This is a genomic window from Bordetella genomosp. 9 (assembly GCF_002119725.1).
Lineage (GTDB): Bacteria > Pseudomonadota > Gammaproteobacteria > Burkholderiales > Burkholderiaceae_B > Bordetella_C.
In genome coordinates this window covers 3,636,919-3,658,574 of record NZ_CP021109.1, presented here as the reverse complement: position 1 = coordinate 3,658,574, position 21,656 = coordinate 3,636,919, and the positions used below count along the sequence as shown (strand labels likewise).

General features: G+C 67.6%; 18 protein-coding genes and 1 riboswitch. Of the genes, 7 read left to right on the top strand and 11 right to left on the bottom strand.

The genetic code is table 11. The features are described 5' to 3' along the window. Positions 1-62 precede the first annotated feature (62 nt). Entirely contained in the window at positions 63-1,829 is a 1,767-nt protein-coding gene (locus CAL13_RS16825; protein WP_086073005.1) for a glutamine--tRNA ligase/YqeY domain fusion protein, read from the bottom strand. Positions 1,830-2,020: 191 nt separating this feature from the next. Between CAL13_RS16825 and CAL13_RS16820 the strand changes: the two genes are divergently transcribed. Then, positions 2,021-3,364 (top strand): cytochrome ubiquinol oxidase subunit I, encoded by a 1,344-nt coding sequence (locus CAL13_RS16820; RefSeq protein WP_086058403.1) that lies wholly within the window; start codon positions 2,021-2,023, stop codon positions 3,362-3,364. Further along, positions 3,361-4,395: a cytochrome d ubiquinol oxidase subunit II gene (locus CAL13_RS16815; protein WP_086073004.1), complete on the top strand. Its 1,035-nt coding sequence runs from the start codon at positions 3,361-3,363 to the stop codon at positions 4,393-4,395. Before CAL13_RS16820 ends, CAL13_RS16815 begins: the two co-directional genes overlap by 4 nt. 265 nt (positions 4,396-4,660) lie before the next feature. Here the strand turns inward: CAL13_RS16815 and CAL13_RS16810 are convergent, their stop codons facing one another. Both CAL13_RS16810 and CAL13_RS16805 read right to left on the bottom strand, forming a co-directional pair. After that, the gene (locus CAL13_RS16810) at positions 4,661-6,130 is read right to left on the bottom strand and encodes an ATP-binding protein (protein ID WP_086073003.1); all 1,470 of its coding nucleotides are present in this window, start codon (positions 6,128-6,130) and stop codon (positions 4,661-4,663) included. Then, positions 6,130-6,831, bottom strand: a complete 702-nt coding sequence (locus tag CAL13_RS16805; protein ID WP_086058399.1) for a response regulator — start codon at positions 6,829-6,831, stop codon at positions 6,130-6,132. Before CAL13_RS16805 ends, CAL13_RS16810 begins: the two co-directional genes overlap by 1 nt. Before the next feature lie 281 nt (positions 6,832-7,112). Between CAL13_RS16805 and CAL13_RS16800 the strand changes: the two genes are divergently transcribed. Further along, positions 7,113-8,468 (top strand): fimbrial protein, encoded by a 1,356-nt coding sequence (locus tag CAL13_RS16800; RefSeq protein ID WP_232467682.1) that lies wholly within the window; start codon positions 7,113-7,115, stop codon positions 8,466-8,468. A gap of 91 nt (positions 8,469-8,559) precedes the next feature. Then, positions 8,560-10,374: a DNA helicase RecQ gene (recQ, locus tag CAL13_RS16795; protein ID WP_086073001.1), complete on the top strand. Its 1,815-nt coding sequence runs from the start codon at positions 8,560-8,562 to the stop codon at positions 10,372-10,374. 307 nt (positions 10,375-10,681) lie between these two features. Here recQ and ruvB read toward each other — a convergent pair whose 3' ends face one another. Next, positions 10,682-11,749, bottom strand: a complete 1,068-nt coding sequence (ruvB, locus tag CAL13_RS16790; protein WP_086073000.1) for a Holliday junction branch migration DNA helicase RuvB — start codon at positions 11,747-11,749, stop codon at positions 10,682-10,684. Positions 11,750-11,952: 203 nt separating this feature from the next. On the opposite strand from ruvB, the gene CAL13_RS16785 reads away from it, so the two are divergent. Next, a complete protein-coding gene (locus tag CAL13_RS16785; protein WP_086072999.1) occupies positions 11,953-12,918 on the top strand; it encodes a threo-3-hydroxy-L-aspartate ammonia-lyase in 966 nt (321 codons plus the stop codon). A gap of 117 nt (positions 12,919-13,035) precedes the next feature. Further along, positions 13,036-13,968, top strand: a complete 933-nt coding sequence (locus CAL13_RS16780) for a complex I NDUFA9 subunit family protein (RefSeq protein WP_086072998.1) — start codon at positions 13,036-13,038, stop codon at positions 13,966-13,968. A gap of 112 nt (positions 13,969-14,080) precedes the next feature. On the opposite strand, the gene ruvA is transcribed toward CAL13_RS16780, so the two are convergent. From ruvA to CAL13_RS16750, 6 genes are all read right to left on the bottom strand, one after another. Further along, positions 14,081-14,653, bottom strand: coding sequence for a Holliday junction branch migration protein RuvA (gene ruvA, locus CAL13_RS16775; protein ID WP_086058393.1), 573 nt, complete (start codon positions 14,651-14,653; stop codon positions 14,081-14,083). 32 nt (positions 14,654-14,685) lie between these two features. After that, entirely contained in the window at positions 14,686-15,234 is a 549-nt protein-coding gene (gene ruvC / locus CAL13_RS16770) for a crossover junction endodeoxyribonuclease RuvC (protein ID WP_086058392.1), read from the bottom strand. Further along, a complete protein-coding gene (purH, locus tag CAL13_RS16765; RefSeq protein ID WP_086073698.1) occupies positions 15,234-16,823 on the bottom strand; it encodes a bifunctional phosphoribosylaminoimidazolecarboxamide formyltransferase/IMP cyclohydrolase in 1,590 nt (529 codons plus the stop codon). Before purH ends, ruvC begins: the two co-directional genes overlap by 1 nt. A gap of 41 nt (positions 16,824-16,864) precedes the next feature. Next, positions 16,865-17,104, bottom strand: coding sequence for a helix-turn-helix domain-containing protein (locus CAL13_RS16760; RefSeq protein WP_086058391.1), 240 nt, complete (start codon positions 17,102-17,104; stop codon positions 16,865-16,867). 38 nt (positions 17,105-17,142) lie between these two features. Continuing rightward, complete coding sequence (gene dusB / locus CAL13_RS16755) at positions 17,143-18,168, bottom strand: tRNA dihydrouridine synthase DusB (RefSeq protein ID WP_086072997.1); 1,026 nt, start codon at positions 18,166-18,168, stop codon at positions 17,143-17,145. 94 nt (positions 18,169-18,262) lie between these two features. Then, entirely contained in the window at positions 18,263-19,453 is a 1,191-nt protein-coding gene (locus tag CAL13_RS16750; protein WP_086072996.1) for an FAD-dependent monooxygenase, read from the bottom strand. Positions 19,454-19,531: 78 nt separating this feature from the next. On the opposite strand from CAL13_RS16750, the gene CAL13_RS16745 reads away from it, so the two are divergent. Continuing rightward, positions 19,532-19,984 (top strand): TM2 domain-containing protein, encoded by a 453-nt coding sequence (locus CAL13_RS16745; protein ID WP_086058388.1) that lies wholly within the window; start codon positions 19,532-19,534, stop codon positions 19,982-19,984. 42 nt (positions 19,985-20,026) lie between these two features. On the opposite strand, the gene CAL13_RS16740 is transcribed toward CAL13_RS16745, so the two are convergent. After that, on the bottom strand, positions 20,027-21,370 hold the full coding sequence (locus CAL13_RS16740) for an aminopeptidase P N-terminal domain-containing protein (protein WP_086072995.1): 1,344 nt from the start codon (positions 21,368-21,370) through the stop codon (positions 20,027-20,029). Positions 21,371-21,471: 101 nt separating this feature from the next. Next, positions 21,472-21,577, top strand: a riboswitch (yybP-ykoY riboswitch). The last annotated feature ends 79 nt before the right edge of the window (positions 21,578-21,656 follow it).

Here is a 21,656-nt window from a genome sequence, read left to right as displayed (position 1 = left end):
CCGGGGCCGCATCACGGCGCCGCATCGGCGGCGCCTGCCTGGCGCTCGCCGCCCCTTGCAGATCACCCCTGCGTCCAGGAGTCCTTCAACGTCACCACTCGGTTCAGAATCGGCGTGTCGGGCGTCGAGGTGACGCTGTCCAACGTGAAATAGCCCAGCCGCTCGAACTGCCAGGTCACGCCCGTCTTCAGCTCGATATTCGGTTCCAGCCACGCCTGCACGGTGCGGCGCGAATCGGGATTGAGCGCAGCGATGAAGTCCTTGTCGCCGGCGTCCGGATGCGGGTCGGCGAACAGGCGGTCGTACAGGTGTATTGTGGCGCCGACGGCGTGCGCCGCGCTGACCCAGGTGATGTTGCCCTTGACCTTCACGCTGTCCGCACCGGGCGTGCCGCTTTTGGTTTCGGGCAGGTATTCGGCGTGGACTTCCACGACGTTGCCCTGTTCGTCCTTGACGCAGCCCGTGCAGCGAACGACATAGCCGTATTTCAGGCGCACCAGGTTGCCGGGGAAAAGCCTGAAATACTTCTTGGGAGGATCTTCGCGGAAGTCGTCCTGCTCGATCCACAGTGTGCGGGAGAAGGGAAATTCGCGCTGGCCCTGGGCGGGGTCGTGCGGGTTGCGCGGCGCGCTGCACATTTCCACCCGGTCTTCCGGATAGTTCGTGATGACCAGCTTCAGGGGCTGCAGAACCGCCACCGAACGTGGCGCAACGGGGTCCAGTTCGTCGCGCACGGCCGCCTCCAGCAGGCTGTAATCGATGCGCGAATCCGATTTCGACACCCCGGTGCGGTCGCAGAACAGGCGGATGGCCGAAGGCGGATAGCCGCGGCGCCGCATGCCGAAAAGGGTGGGCATGCGCGGATCGTCCCAGCCGTCCACATGGCCGTCACGCACCAGTTGCAGCAGCTTGCGCTTGCTGGTGACCACATAGGTCAGATTCAGCCGCGCGAATTCATATTGATGGGGCAGCGGCTGCGCCAGCATGCCGAGTTCCGCCAGCCGGGCCAGCGTCCAATCGTAGAAGGGGCGCTGGTCCTCGAACTCGAGCGTGCAGATGCTGTGCGTGATGCCTTCCAGGGCGTCCTCGATGGGATGCGCCCAGCTGTACATGGGATAGATGCACCATTTGTCGCCGGTGCGATGATGCGTGGCATGCCGCACGCGGTAGATCACCGGATCGCGCAGATTGATGTTGGGCGAGGCCATGTCGATGCGGGCGCGCAACACCATGCTGCCGTCCGGATGCTTGCCGTCGCGCATTTCAGCCAGCAGATCCAGCGACTCCTGCGCCGGACGGTCTCGCCAGGGGGAATTCCTGCCTGGCTCCGTCAGCGTGCCGCGGTTGGCGCGGATCTCTTCGGGTGATTGCTGGTCGACGTAAGCATAGCCCGCGCGGATCAGCGCCTGTGCGAAGGCGTACATCGTGTCGAAATAATCGCTCGCGAAGTACAGCTGTTCGCGTCCGTCGGGGGCGGTCCAGTCGAAGCCCAGCCAGCGCACCGCCTCGATGATGGCATCGACGTATTCCTGGTCTTCCTTTTCGGGATTGGTGTCGTCGAACCGCAGATGGCAGGTGCCCCCGTAGTCCCGGGCCAGGCCAAAGTTCAGGCAAATGCTTTTCGCGTGGCCGATGTGGAGATAGCCGTTCGGCTCGGGCGGAAAGCGCAGACGGATGCGCGCCGGATCCAGCCCGCCCTGCGCCTGCACCGCCGCGGGGCCCGGAACGCCGGCCCAGTGCTTGTGCTTGAAGCGCTCGGCCTTGAGGTCGGCTTCGATGATGTGCCGCAGGAAGTTGGGGGCGGCGGTAGGCGGGGAGGCGGTGGTCATGCTGGGGGTCTGCGAAGACAGCGGCAAAGGGACAATTTTGCCACGCCGAGCCCTTTCGCGTGCGCGCTGGCGCCGTCGGTCCGGCGGCAGCCCGTGGCGCGGCCCGGCTGGCGCGGGTTGCGGCCGCGATGTAACTTCTGCCTCCAGGGCAGGGGCGCGGCACGCGATCTGCGTCTAAACTAGCGCCCACCATGAGCATCCCCCCTTTATTCCTGGGACGATTGCAGTTCACGGCCTGCCTGGCTTTCCTGGCGCTTTTCATGGCGCTCGCGCTGGCGCTGTCGTGGCTGCTGCTGTACTTCAAGCTGCGCGCGCGCTTCACGGGCAATGCCGGTTGGACCGCGGCCTACCGGTTCTGGGTGCGAATTTTCGCGTTGGCCTTCGTGCTGGCCCTGGCCTCGGCCGTGCCAGTGCTGTTGCAGATCGGCACCATATGGTCCGGCCTGATGGACAAGATCGGCAACGTGGCCGGGCCTTTGCTGGGCTTTGCGATCCTTTCCGTGTTTGCGCTCAAGTCCTGCTTTCTTGGCGTCATGCTGTTCGGCCAGCGGCGGGTGTCGGAAGGCGTGCATACGCTTGCCGTTTTCATGGTCGCCCTGGGCCATCTGGCGACGGCATTCTGGGTGCTGGCGCTGGTCTCCTGGATGCAGACGCCGGACGGGGCGGTGGCGGTGGACGGCCGCTTCCAGGTCTACGATTGGGCCAAGGTCGTCTTCAATCCCTCGCTGGGGTGGAATATCGGGTTGATGGCCCTGGGAGCCATGTTGGCGGCGGCTTTCCTGGTCATGGGGGTCACGGCATGGCAGGCGCTGCGGCGCCCGCTGGACGATGGCGAACGCCTGAGTTTCCGCGCCGCCCTTGGTTTGGCCTGCGTGACGGTTCTGCTGTTCGGCCCCGTGGGCGTCGGCGCCGGCAAAAACATCGCGCACTATCAACCGGCCAAGGCGGCCGCCGCGGCGGCGTATTGGCATGAAGGCGATCCGCCCGACCTCGTTCTGGCGGCATGGCCCGACCAGGAAGCGGCGGTGAACCGCGGCGCCTGGGTCTGGCACGGCGCCGCGGCGCCCTGGCTCGGACGCAACGTCAACGGCCATTTCCTTGCCCTGGAAAACTACGCGAACATGCAGCCGCCGGTCGCGCTTACGTTCTGGTCATTGCGGCTGGCGATCCTGCTGGTGTTGGTCATGGGCCTGCTGGCGTGGGCCACACTGTTCAAGCTGCGCGGGCGCGGCTTCGATCCGGCCGCGTTGCCTCAACGCTGGCTGCGGGTGCTGTCATCGACGACGTTTGCGGGCGCGTTGCTGGTGATTGCCGGCTGGATCTTCACCATCGTCGGCCTGCAGCCGTACGCGGTGAACGGGGCGGTGACCCAGGCGGAGATCCTGGGGCCGGCGTCGCCGCGTTCCCTGCTTTACGGCACGGTCGGCTATGCCGTCCTCTACGGGGCGCTGTTGGCCGCATTCGTGCGCATGCTGTTTCATGCCGCTCGCTACGGCGTGGTGCCGGTGCGCAAAACGGCGGGGGCCGCAGCATGATCGACGCGCTGGCCGCTTCGCTGGGATTGGCCCCGGGCGATCCCTCTTTCTGGATGCCGCTCCTGTTCATGGGGATGCTGTTCGCCCTGATCGTTGCCGGCACGGTCCTGGATGGATTCGATCTGGGCGTCGGCATACTGTTGCAGCTGGCGCCCTCGGACGATCGCGGCCGCATGATGGCCCTGCTCAGTCCGTGGCGCGACGCCAACGAGTTCTGGCTGTTGCTGGGTGTCGGGCTGTTCGCCGCGGCATTTCCGTTCGCCTGGGGCGTGGTGCTGGGCCAGCTCTATGCGCCTTTGACGCTGATGCTTCTGGGCGTCGTGCTGCGTAGCGTGTCCTTCGAGTTCCGGCTGCGAGCCCGCACCGAGGCCAAGCCGCGCTGGGTTCTCGGTTTTTGGATGGGCTCGCTCATGACGGCGTTCGGCCAGGGCATGGCGCTGGGCCGGATCGCGACCGGCTACCAGAATACAGCCGGCTATCACGGGTTTTCGCTTTTCGTGGGCCTGTGCGCGGTGGCGGCCTATGTGCTTTTGGGCGCGACCTGGCTGACGATGCGGGTGGATGGCGATCTGCAGCGCCGCGCGGTGCAGTGGGCGCGGCATGCCATCCGCTGGACGGCCGCCGGCATGGTGGCCATTGCGGTGACGCTGGGTCTGGCCAACGCCGGCATCTTCTACAAGTGGAGCAACCTGTCCCATCTGGGCCTGGCGGTGGGCGTGTGGGTTGCGATGCTGCTTGGGTTCGTCCTGACCGAGATGGTGCTGGCGCGGCTGCCGCGCCAGGCCGAGCGATTCAGCTGGGTGCCGTTCGTCACTTGCGTGGGCCTGTTCCTGCTGATGTTGTGCGGGCTGGCCTACAGCCTGTTTCCCTACCTGGTCCTGGACGATATGACCTTGTGGGACGGCGCCGCGTCGCTCGGTTCCATGCGCCTGGTCCTGTCCGGGGCGGTGGTCGCGGTGCCGCTGATCGTCGTGTTCAATATCCTTGCGTATCGCTCGGTATTCGGGAAGGCGAAAGGATCACTTCAGTAATTTTTGGGTTTCGCTGGACCGGCGTTCCAGATATTCGTCCAAGCGCTGGACCGCTTGAAAGCGGGGAGGTTCCGGAAGCTCGCGAAGGGACGACAGCGAGTGAGTTCGATTTGCAATCTGCATGACGAGGCTTGTTTGGGTAGCAATGTGCGTGAGCCGGTGCATGAGCCGCATCCGGGGTATGTAGGATGAAGCGCGGAACCAACCGGCGTCAATCGGAATAGTCGTATTCGCCGCGCCGTGAAGCGGCCAAGCGGCCGTCGCGTCAAACCTGCAGCGGCAGCGAAACTTCGACTTGCAGGCCACCCCAGGGCGCTTCGCCCAATGTCAGCGTGCCGCCATGGGCGCGCGCGATGGCGTCGGCCAGTGCCAGGCCCAGACCCACGTTTCCCGTCCGCGTGCGCGCGTCGTCCAGGCGGGCGAAGGGGCGTAGCGCTTCCACGCGGCGGTCCGCCGGTATGCCCGGACCGTGGTCCGCCACGCAAAGCCGGGCCTGGCCGTCGCCGATCTCCAGTGTGATCGCGATGGGCGGCGCGCCGTGGTGCAGGGCGTTGGCGATCAGGTTGTCCAGCAGCCGGCCCAGCGCGACGGCATCGCCCTGCAGGGTCGCCGAGGGATCGCCTGAAATCGTCAGGTCCACCGCTGTGCCGGCGCCTTTCCAGCCCTGGACGCGTTCCGTCAGCCAGTCCGCCAAAGGGATCGGCGCGTAGCGGTAACCCGCCGGATCGGTGCCGCGCACGAAGCCGATGAATTGATCGACCATGTGCTGCATATCGTGCAGATCTTTGCGCAGGCCTTCCTTCAAGACCGCGTCGTCCGCCATTTCGACGCGCAGCCACATGCGCGAGAGCGGGGCTTTCAGGTCGTGCGGCAGGCCCGCAAGCAACGTGCGCCGCACGGATTCGGATTCCTGCAGCGCATCCAGCATGGCGTTGAAGCGCTCGCCCAGCACCCGGGTTTCATGCGGCCCGGACGGCACCACGCGCTTGGGTTGGCCCGCGGCCAGTTGGTCGGCCGCTTCGGCCAGGCGCGTGATGGGACGCGTGATGTGCCAGGAGAACCCGGCTGCGATCAACAGCACCAGCCCCAAGCCGGCCATCCACAGGATCACCATGGGCGTGGCGAGCGGCGGGTCCAGGCGGTCCAGCGGGATGACGAGCCATTCCCGCAACTGCGGCGCGTCTTCGCTGGTGGGATTGGGCGCGAGGGAGATGAATACTTCGGGACGCGGACCGCGGGACAGCGCGACACGCGTGCCATCGTTCAGGCGCTGGTTGAGCTTGCGGACCAGCCCGCGCAGGTCCTTGCGGATGTCGTCGTAGGGGCCATCCGGATGGCGCCGCCGGAATTCGCGTATCTCGTTCAGCCGGGCCTCGCGCTCGGCATCGGACAAGCCGTCGCGCGGCGGAGGCGGGGGCGGCGGCAATCCGCCCCCATGGAAGCGCTGCAGCTGCGCCTCGGCGGGAAGGGTGCGCGCCCACAAATGCCATTGGCCGCCCGAAGCGTCGCGGACGAAGCCGGCGCGGTCTTCGGCAGGCACTTCGGAGACGGCGGCGCGCAGTGTGCGGATCGTGGTGACGATGTAATCCATCGCCACGTCGTCGACGAAGCGGTCGCGATAATACGAACCGACGGCGAGGGTGCCGGCCTGCCCCAGCAGCATGCAGCCCAGGACGAGCAGGATCAGGCGGGCGCGCAGCGAGCGTGGCAGCAGGGATCGCGGCGAAAAGGTCATCACGGCGAAAAGCGGTAGCCGATGCCCCACACGGTCTGGATCCAGCGCGGTTGCTTGGGGTCGTCCTCGATGGCGCGCCGCAGCCGCAGGATCGCGATGTCGATGGCGCGGTCGTTGCGCTCGCCCGCGTCGTCGTCGCGCGCCAGCGCCAGCAGCCGTTCACGGGACAGGGGCTTGCCGGCGTTGCGGACCAGCGCTTCGAGCAGATTGATTTCGCCGCCCGTCAGTTTCACGACGACGCCATCGCGCAGCAGCTGCCGGGTGGCCGGTTCGAAGACGAAGGGGCCGAAGCTGACAGGCGCATCGCGGGTCAGGGCCGACGGGCCTTTCTTGCGGCGCAGGACGGCCTCGATGCGCGCCAGCAGTTCGCGTGGATCGAAGGGCTTGCCCAGATAGTCGTCGGCGCCGGCTTCCAGGCCGATGATGCGGTCCACCGCCTCGTCGCGGGCCGTCAGCAGGATCACCGGAATGTCCTCGCCCTGTTCGCGCAGGCGCCGGCACGCATCCGCGCCGTCGCCGCCCGGCAGCATGCGGTCCAGGACCAGCAGATCCGGCGCGTAGCGCGCGATGCGTGCGGGCAGGTCCGTCGCGTCGGGGGCCAGCAAGGTGTCGTAGCCATGCCGGTTCAGATAATCCGCGAGCAATTGCCGCAGGGCGGGGTCGTCGTCGACGACCAGCAATTTGGTATGAGGCGTTTCCATGTCCGCATGATGCGAGGGACGGGCCTCGCGGGCAAGGGGAGGAAATGGACTGAAATCGGGAAATCGTCCCGGACTATACGGCACCCGCGCTTTACCTCGGCCGTATCGGGACGATTAAAATCGGAATCTTCAGAACAGGCGCCCGCTCCACGGCGATATTTCGCGGAGACCGGCGCTTTGCGGTCCTGCGGCCGAAGGGGAGGCGGAGTCCGTTACTAGGAAATGCTTCATACATGATGTGGTCCGTAGTGCCTATACTCGGCCCAATGTTTTCTGGCCTTATGCCTGTTCCCGTTTTCCGTGCCTGCATGCGCGCGGCGCTGGCCGCCGCGGTCGCCTGCGTGGCGCCCGCCATGGCGCTCGGCGCGCCGCCCGCGCCCTATCCCTCCACCGATCTCGCCCCGGCTGCCTATGGCAGCCCTTCCTCGTATGCGCGCGGCGCTCGCGGCTTGGGGGTTCTGGCGCCGGCTCTTCCCATGCCGGTCCGCCTCGACGAACCCGTGGGCGTCGTCGCCGAGCTGCCGCCGTGCCAGCCGCAGGAAGGATTGCAAACCGGCGAAGCGGACGCCGTATCCGGGCCCGAACCCAGCCCGGCCGCTGCGCCGGCTCAGGCAGCCGGGCCCGGGGATGGGACGAATCCCGTCCCCGAGGGCCGCGATGGAGCCATGCCGGCCGCCCAGGGCGATTGCGCGGCGGTGCCCGCGTCGGCCGATGTCGCGACCGCCGGCGCCATCGCGCCATCCCTGGCTTCACTGTCGTACGTTCCCCCGCCCCCCGGAAGCGGGGCGCCGGTGAAATGGGGGCGACCCATCGGTCAACGCAAACCCTGGTTCGCCGGCGTGTCGACGCAGGAAGGGATGGTGTTGGGCGATCGGAACCTGACCTACCGGAATGTGGACGGGCCTTCGGTCTCGGTCGGTAGCCTGACGCCGTTTTCGCCCGGCTGGGCCAGCGCGGCACCGATCGGCGGCGTGGCGCTTTCCAATCTGACGTCTCCCAGCGATGCGACAGTGCCCGAGGGCAAGCTGGGGTACTCGTCCGTATGGGGACGCATCGACAACACGGATCCGGCGCTTACCGCTGGCGGCGTCCAGACCGGTCCCGCGGCCGGCACCAGCGCCCTGCGCTATGGGCTGACGCCTGAGTTGACGCTGGAGGGACAGGTCCAAAGCGCGCGCTCCCTGACTGCAACGGGCCTGGGCACCACCTATTCCTTGGGCCAGTGGGGCACGCTGCAGGGCGGCGCGATTCAAAGCCGTTTCGACGCCAACGAAGGATGGCGGTACCGGCTGGGCTACAACGTCGATCTCTTCGACGCGTTTTCCCTGGGCTATGCCAACGAGCTGACCACCAGCGGCTATGGCGACCTGTCCACCTACGAGGATGGCGCAGCCGCGACCCGCCAGTGGCGGAACACCTTTTCCGCCGGCGTGCCCGTCCGCGGCTTCGGCACGGTGAGCGGCACCTATTCCGGCTTGCGCGATGCTCGCGGCGAATTGCTGGAAAGCCGGTACGGACTATCGCAGAGCATGCTGCTGTCGCCCACTGTGCGGCTTGCCGTCGGGGCGGACCATGACGTGGTCAGCGGCGACTATGCCGTCAATATGCAGCTGACCATGCCCATCGGTGCGCAATAGGGCAGTCCGCCGTGCTGCCCGCGCCGCACCGCGGCCTCCTGCGCCCGCCGGTCCGATAAAATGCGCGGCATGATGCTACCGGCTTTCCCCAATGTCTGAACCGCGCGCCCTGGAGGTCCTGCGGCGCGTTTTCGGCTACGAATCCTTTCGTGGCGAGCAACAGGCCATCGTCGATCACGTCATCCAGGGCGGCGATGCGCTGGTCCTGATGCCAACCGGTGGCGGCAAATCGCTGTGCTACCAGGTTCCCGCCCTGGTCCGGGAAGGGACCGGCGTGGTGGTCTCGCCATTGATCGCACTGATGCAGGACCAGGTGGATGCGCTGACCGAACTGGGCGTGCGTGCGGCCTACCTGAATTCCACCCAGGACTGGCGCGTCGCGCGCGAAGTGGAACAGGCCTTCCTGGACGGGGAACTGGACCTGCTCTATGTGGCCCCGGAGCGCTTGCTGACCGACCGCTGCCTGCAGTTGCTCGAACGCGGGCGCATTGCCCTGTTCGCCATCGACGAAGCGCATTGCGTGTCCCAATGGGGACACGATTTCCGGCCGGAATACATGGGCCTGTCGCTGCTGCACGAACGCTGGCCGCAGGTGCCGCGCATCGCCCTGACGGCGACGGCCACCGCCGCCACGCGTGCGGAAATTGCGCAGCGCCTGGCGCTGGACGATGCCCGCCATTTCGTCGCCAGCTTCGACCGCCCCAACATCCGCTACCGCATCGTCGAGAAGAACGACGTGCGCCGGCAGTTGCTGGATCTGATCCAGAACGAACACGCGGGCGATTCAGGCGTGGTGTATTGCCTGTCGCGCGCCCGTGTGGAGGAAACCGCCGACTTTCTTTGCAGCCATGGCATCCAGGCCTTGCCCTATCACGCGGGGCTCGGCGCCTCGGTGCGCGCCGCCAACCAGTCGCGTTTCCTGCGTGAGGACGGCATCGTGATGGTTGCCACCATCGCCTTCGGCATGGGTATCGATAAGCCGGACGTGCGCTTCGTGGCCCACATCGACCTGCCCAAGTCCGTCGAAGGTTATTACCAGGAGACCGGCCGCGCCGGCCGCGACGGACTGCCCGCGACCGCCTGGCTGGCCTATGGGCTGCAGGACGTGGTGCAGCAGCGCCGCATGATCGACGAGTCGCCCGGCGACGAAAGCTTCCGCCGCCGGCTCGGCCAGCAGCTGGATGCCATGCTGGGGCTTTGCGAAACGGTGGAGTGCCGCCGCGTGCGCCTGCTGGCGTACTTCGGCCAGCACATCGGGCCCTGCGGCAATTGCGACGTGTGCCTGGATCCGCCGCAGGCATGGGACGGCACGGTGGCCGCCCAGAAGGTGCTGTCAGCGGTCTACCGCTTGTGGAAGGAGCGCGGCCAGCGTTATGGCGCGGGACACATCATCGACATTCTTCGGGGCAAGCATACCGACCGGGTGAGCCAGTATGGGCACGACACGCTGTCCGTGTTCGGCGTCGGCGCCGACTTGTCGGAATCGGCGTGGCGAGGCGTGCTGCGGCAGCTGCTGGCGCAGGGGCTCCTGGCAGTGGACCACGAAGGCTACGGCACCTTGACGCTTACAGAGGCAAGCCGCGCCGTACTCAAGGGCGAAAGGCAGTTGATGCTGCGGCGCGAGTCGCCCAAGGCGGCACGCGCATCCAAGTCCGCCAGCGGCCGCCCTCGCGCCGCTGCCGTCGAACTGCCGGCCCATGCACAGCCGATCTTCGAGGCTCTGCGCGCCTGGCGCGCGGAAGTCGCGCGCAATCACGGCGTGCCAGCCTATGTGATTTTCCACGACGCGACGCTGCGGGAAATCGCACTCGCGCGGCCGGCGTCGCTGGCCGAACTGGGCAGCATCAGCGGCGTGGGCGCCCGCAAGCTGGAAGCGTACGGCGAGGAAATCCTGGAAAGAATCTGAGACCGAGGCGCGCCCGCCCGCAACGGATCCGCAACCACGAAGACCGTTGCGCACGATCGAAGACGCAGCGGATCCGGCTTCGCCGGTCCGCCAGCGTCGCCCCCTCGAGGGGGAAGCGCGCCAGCGCTTCGGGGGTGGGCCTTTCCCCACAGCGGATCCGGCTTCGCCGGTCCGCCAGCGTCGCCCCCTCGAGGGGGAAGCGCGCAGCGCTTCGGGGGTGGGCCTTCCCCCACAGCGGATCCGGCTTCGCCGGTCCGCCAGCGTCGCCCCCTTGAGGGGGGAGCGCGCCAGCGCTTCGGGGGTGGGCCTAAAACAAATCGCCGGAAACGGCTGTTGCGCCCGCCGGGGGCGTCAGGCCCAGATGGCGCCAGGTGGTCTGGGTGGCCATGCGGCCGCGTGGGGTGCGCTGCAGGTAGCCGTGCTGGATCAGATAGGGCTCGATGACGTCTTCGATGGTGTCGCGTTCTTCGCCGATGGCGGCCGCCAGGCTGTCCACGCCGACGGGGCCGCCGTCGAATTTATGCACGATGGCTTCGAGCAGTTTGCGGTCCATCAGGTCCAGGCCCTGCGGGTCGACTTCGAGCATGGACAGCGCCGCATTGGCGACCTCGGCATCGATGCGGCCCTGCGCCTTGACTTCGGCGTAGTCGCGCACCCGGCGCAGCAGGCGGTTCGCGATGCGCGGCGTGCCGCGTGAGCGCCGCGCCACTTCATCGGCCCCTTCGGGCGTAATGCCGGCGTTCAGCAGCGCCGCGCTGCGCGTGACGATGCGCGCCAGATCGGTGGCGTTGTAGAACTCCAAACGCGACACGATGCCGAAGCGGTCGCGCAGCGGATTGGTCAGCATGCCGGCGCGCGTCGTTGCGCCCACCAGGGTGAAGGGCTGCAGATCCAGCTTGACGCTGCGGGCCGCCGGACCTTCGCCGATCAAAATGTCGATCTGGAAATCTTCCAGCGCCGGGTAAAGAATTTCCTCGACGACGGGCGAGAGGCGGTGGATCTCGTCGATGAAGAGGACGTCGTTCTTCTCCAGGTTGGTCAACAGGGCGGCAAGATCGCCCGGGCGTTCCAGCACGGGGCCGGAGGTCTGCCTGAGCTGCACGCCCATTTCGTGCGCGATGATGTGCGCCAGCGTGGTCTTGCCCAGTCCCGGCGGGCCGAACAGCAACACGTGGTCCAGGGCCTCACCCCGCTGGCGAGCGGCGGCGATGAAAATCTCCAGTTGTTCGCGCGCGCGATCCTGCCCCACGTATTCGCGCAGGGCCTTTGGCCGCAACGCGCGTTCGATGGATTCTTCGTTGGGCGATGCGGGTTGCGGCGCCACTAGGCGGCGGGCATCGGGGCGGGACGAGAGCGAGTCGGACTGGATGGCCATGACGGAAGCGCGTGCAGGGAAGCGCGTAAATTGCGAGGCCTATCGTACACCAGCCTACATCTGCCTATCGGCGCGGGTTTGCGCCGGCGCGCGGCGGCCGGAGGGCCGCCATCCATGGGCAACCTGGCCTGTGCCCCGGCGTGGCGATCGGCGCGCCGCTGGACTATGATCCTCCGATTCCGTTCTCGACCCCAGGAAACCTTATGCCGCGCGAACTTCCCACCTACGCCGATGTCGTTGCCGCCAGCGAAAGACTGCAGGGCCAGGCGCATCGCACGCCCGTCCTGACTTCCTCGACCGCCGATGCGAAAAGCGGCGCGCGCGTGTTCTTCAAGTGCGAAAATTTCCAGCGCATGGGAGCTTTCAAGTTTCGCGGCGGCTACAACGCGATTGCCAAGCTCACGCCCGCGCAGCGCGAGGCTGGCGTGCTGACGTTTTCTTCCGGCAACCACGCGCAAGCGATCGCGCTGGCAGCCAGACTGCAAGGCGTGTCCGCCACAATCATCATGCCGGAGGACGCGCCGGCCGCGAAGCGCGCGGCCACGGAAGGCTATGGCGGCAAGGTCGTCACCTACGACCGCTACAAGGAAGACCGCGAGGCGGTGGCTGCGCGCCTGCAGGCGGAAACCGGCGCCACGCTGATTCCGCCTTATGACCACTTCGACGTGATTGCGGGCCAGGGCACCGCCGCCAAGGAGCTGTTCGACGAAGTGGGAGAACTGGACTACCTGTTCGTCTGTCTGGGTGGCGGCGGATTGCTGTCGGGCTCGCTGCTCTCGGCCGCCGCCCTCAGCCCCTCGTGCAAAGTCTATGGCGTGGAGCCGGAGGCGGGCAACGACGGGCAGCAATCGCTGCGCGCCGGCCGCGTCATCCCCATCGCCACGCCGAAGTCCATCGCGGACGGGGCTTTGACCACCCATCTGGGCGAATTGACCTTTCCGATCATCCAAAAGCACGTCACGGACATCGTCACGGTGACGGACGCGCAGTTGATCGCGACGATGAAATTTTTCGCCGAGCGCATGAAGATGGTGGTGGAACCTACAGGATGCCTGGCCGCCGCGGCGGTTCTGCAGCAAGTGGTGCCGGTGCGCGATGCGCGCGTGGGCGTCATCATCAGCGGCGGCAACGTCGACCTGAAGGCCTACGGCGCTTATCTGGCGTCCTGACGCCCAGCGGCCGGTTCGCAAGTTGAACCAGTGGCGCGGCGTCCGGCCGCCGTTCTTGCATCGTCCTCCATGGGGGCGCAGAATCGACCCTGTTTCGTACATCGAGCTGGGGTGGCGATGCGTATCCTTGTCATAGGCGGCACCGGCTTCATCGGCCGCCATCTGGTCGCGCGGCTGGGCGTGGCGGAACATCGAATCCATGTGCCGACGCGGCTGTATGCCCGCGGACGCGACCTGCAGGTCGTGCCAACCGTGACGCTATCGCAGTCGGACATTCACGACGACGCGACGCTCGACGAGCTCATGGCCGATTGCGACGCGGTGATCAATCTGGTGGGCGTGCTCCACGGCGGGCGCGGCCGTCCCTATGGTCCCGGGTTCGCGCGCGCCCATGTGGAACTGCCGCGCCGAATTGCAAGGGCATGCCAGCGGCACGGTGTTCGGCGCATGATTCACGTCAGTGCGTTGGGCGCCGATCACAACGGCCCGAGCATGTACCTGCGTTCCAAGGCGGACGGCGAAGCCGCGGTGCGGGATATCTTCGCGGCGTGGCATGCGGACGGCTGGACCATCGTCCGTCCTTCGGTGGTATTCGGGCCGGACGACCACTTCACCAACCTCTTTGCCCGTCTGGCGCGCTGGCTCCCGGCGCTGCCATTGGCCGGGGCGCGTGCCCGCATGCAGCCCGTGTACGTCGAGGACGTCGCGGCCGCGATCGAAGTCATGCTGACCGAACCGCACGCGCGCGGCCGGGTCTACGAGCTGGCGGGCCCTCAGGTGCACACCCTGGGCGACATCGCGGCGATGTGCGCCCGCTGGAGCGGCCATCCGCGCCCGGTGCTGAGCGTCCCGATGGGTCTCGGCCGCCTCCAGGCAGCGGTACTGGCCTGTCTGCCCGGTACGCCCTTGATGACGCCGGACAACCTGGACAGTCTCAAGGTCGATAGCGTCGCGCACGAACCCATGGCGTCCGAGCTCGGCATCGTCCCGTCCGCGATGGAGGCCGTGGTCCCCAGTTATCTGGGGCACCTCAGGCAGCGCGCCATCTGACCCCGCCCGTACGCGGCCCGGTTCAGACGCGCGGGATCCGGCTCCGCAGGTCTGTTGCGTCGCTTCCTTGAGGGGGCGGCGCGAAGCGCTATGCGGGTGGGTCTTTCTCGCTTTAGCGCACCAGCGCCTTCAGGGCGTGGCGAATGCCGTCCGACACGTCGACGCCTTCGGGCAGCGTCTTGAGCGCGGCCAGCGATTCCTTTTCGGAGTAGCCGAGCGCCAGCAGGGCGTTGAGGATATCCGACTGGTTATCGGGCACGGCATGCGCGCTCGCGCCGATATCCGCGCCGAGTTTGCCGCGCATCTCCAGAAGCAGCCGCTCGGCGGTTTTCTTGCCGATGCCCGGTACGCGGGTCAGCCGGCCGGATTCCTGCAAGGTGATGGCCTGGGCCAGATCGGCCACGGACAGTCCGGACAGCACCGACAGCGCGGTACGCGCGCCGATGCCGCTGACCTTGATGAGTTCGCGGAAGGCGCCCCTTTCCGCCACCGTGGCGAAGCCGTAGAGCAGGTGCGCGTCTTCCCGTACGGTCAGATGGGTGTACAGCGATACCCGCTGACCGGTTTCGGGCAGCGCGTACAGCGTGCTCATGGGCACGTCCACGTCGTAGCCCACGCCGTTCACGTCCACGCATACGGTGGGCGGGGACTTTTCGATGAGCGTGCCGGTGATGCGTCCAATCATGTTGCGTATTCCTTATCGGCCTTTTCCATGCCTTATCCCGACAGCCGCCCCGCGCGCAGTCTGGGGCGCGCCGATGTCCTGCCGGGCGAGCCCAGCAGCGCAATGCGGTCCGCCAGCGGCCCGACGTGGGCGTGGCAGATGGCGCAGGCCAGGGCGTCCGCCGAGTCCGGCGCGGGAAGCCCGTCGAGCGACAGCAGATGCTGCACCATGGCCTGCACTTGTTCCTTTGCCGCGCGCCCCGTGCCGACCACGGACTTCTTGATCTGCAGCGCGGTGTATTCGTGTACGGCCAGGCCGCTATCGGCCATGGCGCACAGCGCGGCGCCGCGGGCCTGCCCCAGGAGCAGGGTGGACGCGGGGTTGGTGTTCAAGAAGACGATTTCCAGCGCCGCCACATCGGGCCGGGTCTCGCGCACGATCTCACGCAGGTTGTCCAGGATGACTTTCAGGCGGTCGGCCAGCGCCTGGACAGGCGGGACCACCACGGTCCCGCTCGCGACGTAGCGCAGGCGGGACCCCTCGGCGTCGATGACGCCGAAGCCGGTGCGCCGCAGGCCGGGGTCGACGCCGAGGATACGCATCAGTGGCGGAAATGACGGGTGCCGGTCAGCACCATGGCGATGCCGTGTTCGTCAGCCGCCGCGATGACCTCGTCATCCCGCACGCTGCCGCCCGGCTGGATGACGCAATTCGCGCCTGCCGCCACCACGACGTCCAGGCCGTCGCGGAAGGGAAAGAAGGCATCGGACGCCACGGCGGAGCCGCGCAGCGTCAGGCCGGCGTTCTCCGCCTTGATCGAGGCGATGCGCGCCGAGTCCACGCGGCTCATCTGGCCGGCGCCGACGCCCAGCGTCATGCCGTCGGCGCAGAAGACAATCGCGTTGGATTTGACGAACTTGGCCACCTTCCAGGCGAACATCATGTCCCGCATCTGCTGTTCGGTGGGCTGGGTGCGGGTCACCACCTTCAGGTCTTCCGGCGCGACGGTGCCGGCGTCCGGGCTCTGCACCAGCCAGCCGCCGCCCACCCGCTTGACGTCGAAGGCGTTCTGGCCCGCGCCCGTCGGCACTTCCAGGACCCGCACGTTCTTTTTGCGCGCCAGCAGCGCCAGTGCAGCGCCGTCGTAGGCGGGCGCCAGCAGCACCTCCAGGAATTGTTCGCTCACGGCCTCGGCCATGGCCGCGTCAACCGGGCGGTTGAATGCGATGATGCCGCCGAAGGCCGAGGTGGGATCGGTCTTGAACGCCTTGCGGTAGGCTTCCAGCCCGTGCTCGGCCACGGCGACGCCGCAGGGGTTGGCGTGCTTGACGATGACGCACGCGGCGCTATCGAAGCTGCGCACGCATTCCCATGCGGCATCCGCGTCCGCGATGTTGTTGTACGAAAGCTCCTTGCCCTGCAACTGCCGGTAGTTGCCCAGCACGCCGGCGGGGCGCTGGGCATCGACATAGAACGCCGCCGACTGATGCGGATTCTCGCCATAGCGCAGCGCCTGCTGCTGGCGGATCTGGATGGTCAGGGTTTCGGGCCACGGATGCCGCGCCGGCGCGGCATCCTGCGCAGGCGCGGCGTCGGCCAGGCTGCTCAGATAGGCCGCGATCGCGCCGTCGTAGGCAGCCGTGTGGGCGTAGACCTTCGTTGCCAGCGCCAGCCGCAGCGCATACGAGGTGCCGCCAGTGGCGTCGATTTCCGCCAGCACGCGGCTGTAGTCGGACGGGTCGATGACGACCGTAACGCCGCCGGCTTCGGTCCCGTGGTTCTTGGCCGCCGCGCGCAGCATGGCAGGGCCGCCGATATCGATGTTTTCCACCGCATCGGCGAACGTGCAGCCATCGCGCGCAACGGTTTCGCGGAAGGGGTACAGGTTCACGACCAGCATATCGATGCGGTCGATGCCTTGATCGCGCAGCGTGGCCATGTGTTCTTCGCTGTCGCGGCGCGCCAGCAGGCCGCCGTGGATCTTGGGGTGCAGCGTCTTGACGCGGCCGTCCAGGATTTCCGGCGAGCCGGTGTGCGCGGCGACTTCGGTCACGGCCAGGCCGGATTCGGCCAGCAGCTTTGCGGTGCCGCCCGTGGACAGCAGCCGCACGCCGCGCGCCGCCAGCGCACGAGCGAATTCAACGATGCCGGTCTTGTCGGAGACCGAGAGGAGGGCGGTTTCGATTTTCATGATGGAGGTCGGGTGCGCGAGGATCGCGGGCGGCAGAGTGGTCAAAACGGAATGTTGTGCGCGAGCAGCTTCTTGCGCAGCGTGTTGCGCGTGATGCCCAGCATTTCGGAAGCGCGGGACTGGTTCCCGCCGGCCCGTTCCATCGCCATTTCGAGGACCGGCCGTTCGACGCAGCGCATTACCATTTCCCACATATCGTGGGGCTCGGCGTCACCCAGGTCTTCGAAATAGCGCTCCAGGCTGGCGCGCACGCATTCTTCCAGGACATCTTTCTTACTCATTTTGAGGCACAACTATTTTTTGTTTATATGACTGGCGGTCAGGCCGCCAGCAGGGCTTGCGCGCGATCGGGCTGCCCAGGGCGGCCATCGCGCGGAAAACGCTCGAACCAGCTGTCGACGGCCCGCGCCTGCGCGGCGGTATCGTCGATACGGTTCATGATGGCGCAGAAAGCGTCCGCGCCGGGAAGGCCGGACACGTACCAGCCGATGTGTTTGCGCGCGGTCCGCACACCCGTGTGCTCGCCGTAGAAGCGGTAGTGGTCGTCCAGGTGTTCCAGCAACAGGTCGCGCATTTCGCCGTAGGTCGGCGGCGGCAGCCTGGCGCCGGTTCGCAAATAGTGGTCGATCTCGCGGAATATCCAGGGCCTGCCTTGCGCGGCGCGGCCGATCATCACGGCGTCCGCGCCGGTGTAGTCGAGCACGAAACGCGCTTTCTCAGGGCTGTCGATGTCGCCGTTGGCCACGACAGGGATGCGGACGGCGGCCTTCACGGCGCGAATGGTGTCGTACTCGGCCTGGCCGGTGTACAAGTCCGCCCGGGTGCGGCCATGCAGCGTCAGCGCGGCGATACCCGTATCTTCTGCCAGCCGCGCAATGCGCAGCGCATTGCGGTTTTCGCGGTCCCAGCCGGTGCGCGTTTTCAGCGTCACGGGCACGCCCAGCGGCGTGCACGCGCGCACCACCGCGTCAAGGATGCGGGCAACCAGATCCTCGTGCCGAAGCAGCGCGGAACCGGAGGCCACGTTGCACACCTTTTTGACGGGGCAGCCCATGTTGATGTCGATGATGCGCGCGCCCTTGCCGGCGTTGAAGACGGCTGCCTCGGCAAGCATGTCGGGATCCGCGCCTGCAATCTGCACGGCCACCGGCGCGATCTCGCCGTCATGATTCAGGCGGCGGGAGGTCTTGACGCTATCCCACAGACGGGGATTGCTGGCCGCCATTTCCGACACCGCGTAGCCCGCACCGAGCCGCTTGCACAGCTGGCGGAACGGGCGGTCCGTCACGCCCGCCATGGGAGCGACGAATACGTTGTTGGGAAGGGTCCAGGGGCCGATGCGCATGGAGGGATTTTACCCGGGCGCGATGCGGCCCCCATTACACGGCGCGATCGTGGCGGGGGATGGCCGCCGGACGCGGCTCCGCAGCGGCGTGCCGTCAGGCGCGCCAGCCCTGCAGCAGATGCCGCGCCAGCGGGGTGCGCAGGGGACGCGCCACATCCAGCGCAAGCAATGCCAACCCGCAGGCGTGCTCCACCGGCGCGAGGCCTGTGGTGAATACGCGGGGCAGCAGATCGGTCAGCCCCGCTGTGATCCAGCGATCGCTGCGTCGGGCGCTCGCGAAGGCGCGCAGGGCGGAAGCAGGATTCCCGTCGGGCGCCTGCAGCCAGCGCGCGAGCGATTGCGCCAGATTGGCGGCATCGCGCAAACCCAGGTTCAGTCCCTGTCCCGCCACCGGATGCAAGGTCTGCGCGGCATTGCCGATGGCCACCGTGCGTCCTTCCACCTGGGTGCGGCGCACGCTCATGAACAGCGACGAGACGTGGCGGCTGGCAATGCACCGCAACGGCCCCATCCGGCCGCCGAACGTTTCGCTCAACGCGCCGGAGAAACCGGCGTCATCCAGAGCGGCCAACTGTGCGGCGCGGCCCGGCGCGCAGCACCAGACCACGGCATAGCAGTCATCTCCGGACGGGTGCGGCAGGAGCGCAAGGGGGCCTTCCCGCGTGAAGCGCTCGAAGGCCCATCCCGGTCGGGGCTGCGCCGCCCGCACCGTCGTCAGCACCGCGTCCTGCCCGTATTCGCGGCGCAGCTTGCCCGCGGCAGCGCCATCGGATACGACCGCCACGCCGGTACGCAAGGAGGAGCCGTCGTCCGCCCGGATGGTGACGCCGTCTGCGTCCTGCGCGGCGATGCGCGCGCCCTGCATATGGCGCACCGTAATGCCCGCCTGTGCGACCGCTTGCCCCAGCGCATCCCGCACCACGGGGTAGGGCGCGACCGCACCCAGTTCCGGCACGTCGAAATCTTCGTCGCGGATCAGCGTGTGGCCCAGCCGGCCGCGCTGAGAGACATGGATGGTATGGATCGCCGCCGCGTCGCGGGGACGCGCGCCCAGCGTCTCGAGCAGAACCAGGGAGCCATGGTTCAGGGCCAGCACCCTGGCGCCGGGGTCGTTCCGGACCGCGTCGGCGCTTGTCGCGGGCGCGGCTGAAGCGGCCGGCGCGGCGCCGCCCTGGATCAGGACGATGCGAGAGGGGTCGTCCGCCGACCGCGCGAGCATCAGCGCCAGCGCCTGTCCCACCGGCCCTGCGCCCACGATCGCGATAGGAAAAGCGGAATCTGTCATGGCGGCATTCTATCCCGCTTAAAATTCTTTCTTCCCGCTCCGGGCGCGCTGGTCGCCGCCCGTTCGTCAGGAGTCTTCATGGCCGATGCCTCTTCCGTTCTGCGCCCCGCGCGCCGTGCGCCGCGCACCAAGGTGCGGGCGGGGCTGCTCGCCCTATTCCTGGGATGGATGGGCGCGCATTGGTGGTACCTGGGACGCCGCGGCGCGGCGGCGGTGACGCTGTTCGCGCTGGCATGCCTGGCGGCCACCCAGTGGTTTCCCGTCTGGTATGACAATCCGGCGTTTTTCCTGCTGTTCGTTCCGATGACGGCAGGGTTCATCGAAAGCGCCGTTCTCTGCCTGCGGGCGGACGAAAAATTCGACCGTGCCTACAACCCGGGGCTCGGCACGCCGTCGCGCACCGGGTTGGGACCGGTACTGGTGGCGCTGGCCGCGTTGCTCATCGGCTCCATGTGCACGATCTTCGGCATTGCCATGGTCGTGGTCTACGTCTGGAAGGCCATGGGCTGGCTGGACGGCTATGTGCTCTGAGCGCCGGCGCCCGGCAGTCGGGCGTCGCCGTTTCCTTCGGCGCTACTCCCTCATCAGCGCTTCGATCTCGCGCGGATCCACGGGCACGCCACGCGTGATCAGCTCGCATCCCTCGTCCGTCACCAGCGCGTCGTCCTCGGTTCGGATCCCGATGTTCCAGAACGCCTGTGGAACATCGTCCGCGGCGCGCACGTAGATTCCCGGCTCGATCGTCAGGATCATGCCTTTCTGCAAGGTGCGCCATGGACGCTCCGGGCCTGCCGGCGCGGCCGGATCGCGGTAGTCGCCCACGTCATGCACATCCAGGCCCAGCCAGTGGCCGGTACGGTGCATGTAGAACCGCGTGTACGCCTTGGATTCCAGGACGCCGTCCAACGAACCCTTCAGCAGGCCCGCGTCGATCATGCCCTGCGCCAGCACGCGTACGGCGGCTTCGTGCCCATCGTTCCAGGTCATGCCGGGACGCGTCGCGGCGGCCGCGGCCTTCTGGGCTTCCACCGTCAGCTCGTACAACAGCCGCTGGGGGCCGCTATACCGGCCGTTCGCGGGAAAGGTGCGGGTGATGTCGGCGGCATAGCCGTCCACTTCGCAGCCTGCGTCCACCAGCACAAGCTGGCCGTCTTCCAGCACCGCCTCGCCCGCGGGGTAATGCAGGATGCAGGCGTTCGGGCCCGCGGCGACGATGCTGCTGTACGCGACGGACTGCGCGCCGTGACGGCGGAATTCATAAAGCAGCTCGGCCTCGATTTCGTACTCCCGCATGCCGGGCCGCGCGAGGCGCATGGCGCGCGCGTGCGCGCCCGCGGAAATCCTGGCCGCGCGGCGCATGGCCGCGATTTCCGCCGCGTCTTTGATCAGCCGCATTTCCGCGATCAGCGGCAATATGTCGTGATGCCTGGCCGGCGGGCGCTGGCCCGTTCGGGACAGTCGCTGCGCCTTTTCCATCGCCTGGCATATGCGGGTTCCCGCGCGGTCGTCGCGCAGCAGCGGCGCATACAGGGTGGGCTGGTCCAGCAGCATGCCGGGCAGCAGCTCGTCCAGGCGGTCCGCCGGGTATGCCTCGTCGAACCCGAAATCGGCGACGGCGGCTTCCGGGCCGATGGTCAGGCCTTCCCACAGCTCCCGCTCCTCGTTCTTTTCCCGGCAGAAAAGCACCGTGCGGTCCCGCTCGCCAGCGATCAGCACAAGCCACGCGTCCGGCTCGGGGAACCCCGTCAGATAGAGGAAGTCGCTGTCCTGACGGTACGGGTACTCGCCATTGCGGCCCCGCGCGGCGATGGGGGCGGCGGCCAGAATGGCGATACCGCCGCCGGCGGCGCGCATGGTGTCGAGCAGGCGGGCGCGGCGGGCGATGTGGGGCGTGACGTCGTCGGGGGGCAGGCTCATGGCGGACCGGGGCAGGGGTGTGAAAGTACCCATTTTCCAACGAACCCGCGCCGGCGTCGCATTTATTGCCTTGAATGGCACGGCGCGCTGCTACAATCCGCCCCGTTGTCATTGGGGAGTAGCCATCCTTGCCCCCCAGGGAGTTTGCGTCAACAGACTTGGCGGTCCACGGACCCCATGGCGCAAACGGTATTCGCCGCAAAGACCGCGCTCAGTTGCGCGCGACGCTCATGCGGCGGACAGCCAGGCGAGACCTTTGGCCGCGACGTGCTAACCCAGCCGGGCG

What these genes read in the sequence shown, in the direction of transcription:
- CAL13_RS16825 (WP_086073005.1), bottom strand. Translation starts at nt 1,829, where the DNA reads ATGACCACCGCCTCCCCGCCTACCGCCGCCCCCAACTTCCTGCGGCAC.
- CAL13_RS16820 (WP_086058403.1), top strand. Translation starts at nt 2,021, where the DNA reads ATGAGCATCCCCCCTTTATTCCTGGGACGATTGCAGTTCACGGCCTGC.
- CAL13_RS16815 (WP_086073004.1), top strand. Translation starts at nt 3,361, where the DNA reads ATGATCGACGCGCTGGCCGCTTCGCTGGGATTGGCCCCGGGCGATCCC.
- CAL13_RS16810 (WP_086073003.1), bottom strand. Translation starts at nt 6,130, where the DNA reads ATGACCTTTTCGCCGCGATCCCTGCTGCCACGCTCGCTGCGCGCCCGC.
- CAL13_RS16805 (WP_086058399.1), bottom strand. Translation starts at nt 6,831, where the DNA reads ATGGAAACGCCTCATACCAAATTGCTGGTCGTCGACGACGACCCCGCC.
- CAL13_RS16800 (WP_232467682.1), top strand. Translation starts at nt 7,113, where the DNA reads ATGCCTGTTCCCGTTTTCCGTGCCTGCATGCGCGCGGCGCTGGCCGCC.
- recQ (WP_086073001.1), top strand. Translation starts at nt 8,560, where the DNA reads ATGTCTGAACCGCGCGCCCTGGAGGTCCTGCGGCGCGTTTTCGGCTAC.
- ruvB (WP_086073000.1), bottom strand. Translation starts at nt 11,749, where the DNA reads ATGGCCATCCAGTCCGACTCGCTCTCGTCCCGCCCCGATGCCCGCCGC.
- CAL13_RS16785 (WP_086072999.1), top strand. Translation starts at nt 11,953, where the DNA reads ATGCCGCGCGAACTTCCCACCTACGCCGATGTCGTTGCCGCCAGCGAA.
- CAL13_RS16780 (WP_086072998.1), top strand. Translation starts at nt 13,036, where the DNA reads ATGCGTATCCTTGTCATAGGCGGCACCGGCTTCATCGGCCGCCATCTG.
- ruvA (WP_086058393.1), bottom strand. Translation starts at nt 14,653, where the DNA reads ATGATTGGACGCATCACCGGCACGCTCATCGAAAAGTCCCCGCCCACC.
- ruvC (WP_086058392.1), bottom strand. Translation starts at nt 15,234, where the DNA reads ATGCGTATCCTCGGCGTCGACCCCGGCCTGCGGCGCACCGGCTTCGGC.
- purH (WP_086073698.1), bottom strand. Translation starts at nt 16,823, where the DNA reads ATGAAAATCGAAACCGCCCTCCTCTCGGTCTCCGACAAGACCGGCATC.
- CAL13_RS16760 (WP_086058391.1), bottom strand. Translation starts at nt 17,104, where the DNA reads ATGAGTAAGAAAGATGTCCTGGAAGAATGCGTGCGCGCCAGCCTGGAG.
- dusB (WP_086072997.1), bottom strand. Translation starts at nt 18,168, where the DNA reads ATGCGCATCGGCCCCTGGACCCTTCCCAACAACGTATTCGTCGCTCCC.
- CAL13_RS16750 (WP_086072996.1), bottom strand. Translation starts at nt 19,453, where the DNA reads ATGACAGATTCCGCTTTTCCTATCGCGATCGTGGGCGCAGGGCCGGTG.
- CAL13_RS16745 (WP_086058388.1), top strand. Translation starts at nt 19,532, where the DNA reads ATGGCCGATGCCTCTTCCGTTCTGCGCCCCGCGCGCCGTGCGCCGCGC.
- CAL13_RS16740 (WP_086072995.1), bottom strand. Translation starts at nt 21,370, where the DNA reads ATGAGCCTGCCCCCCGACGACGTCACGCCCCACATCGCCCGCCGCGCC.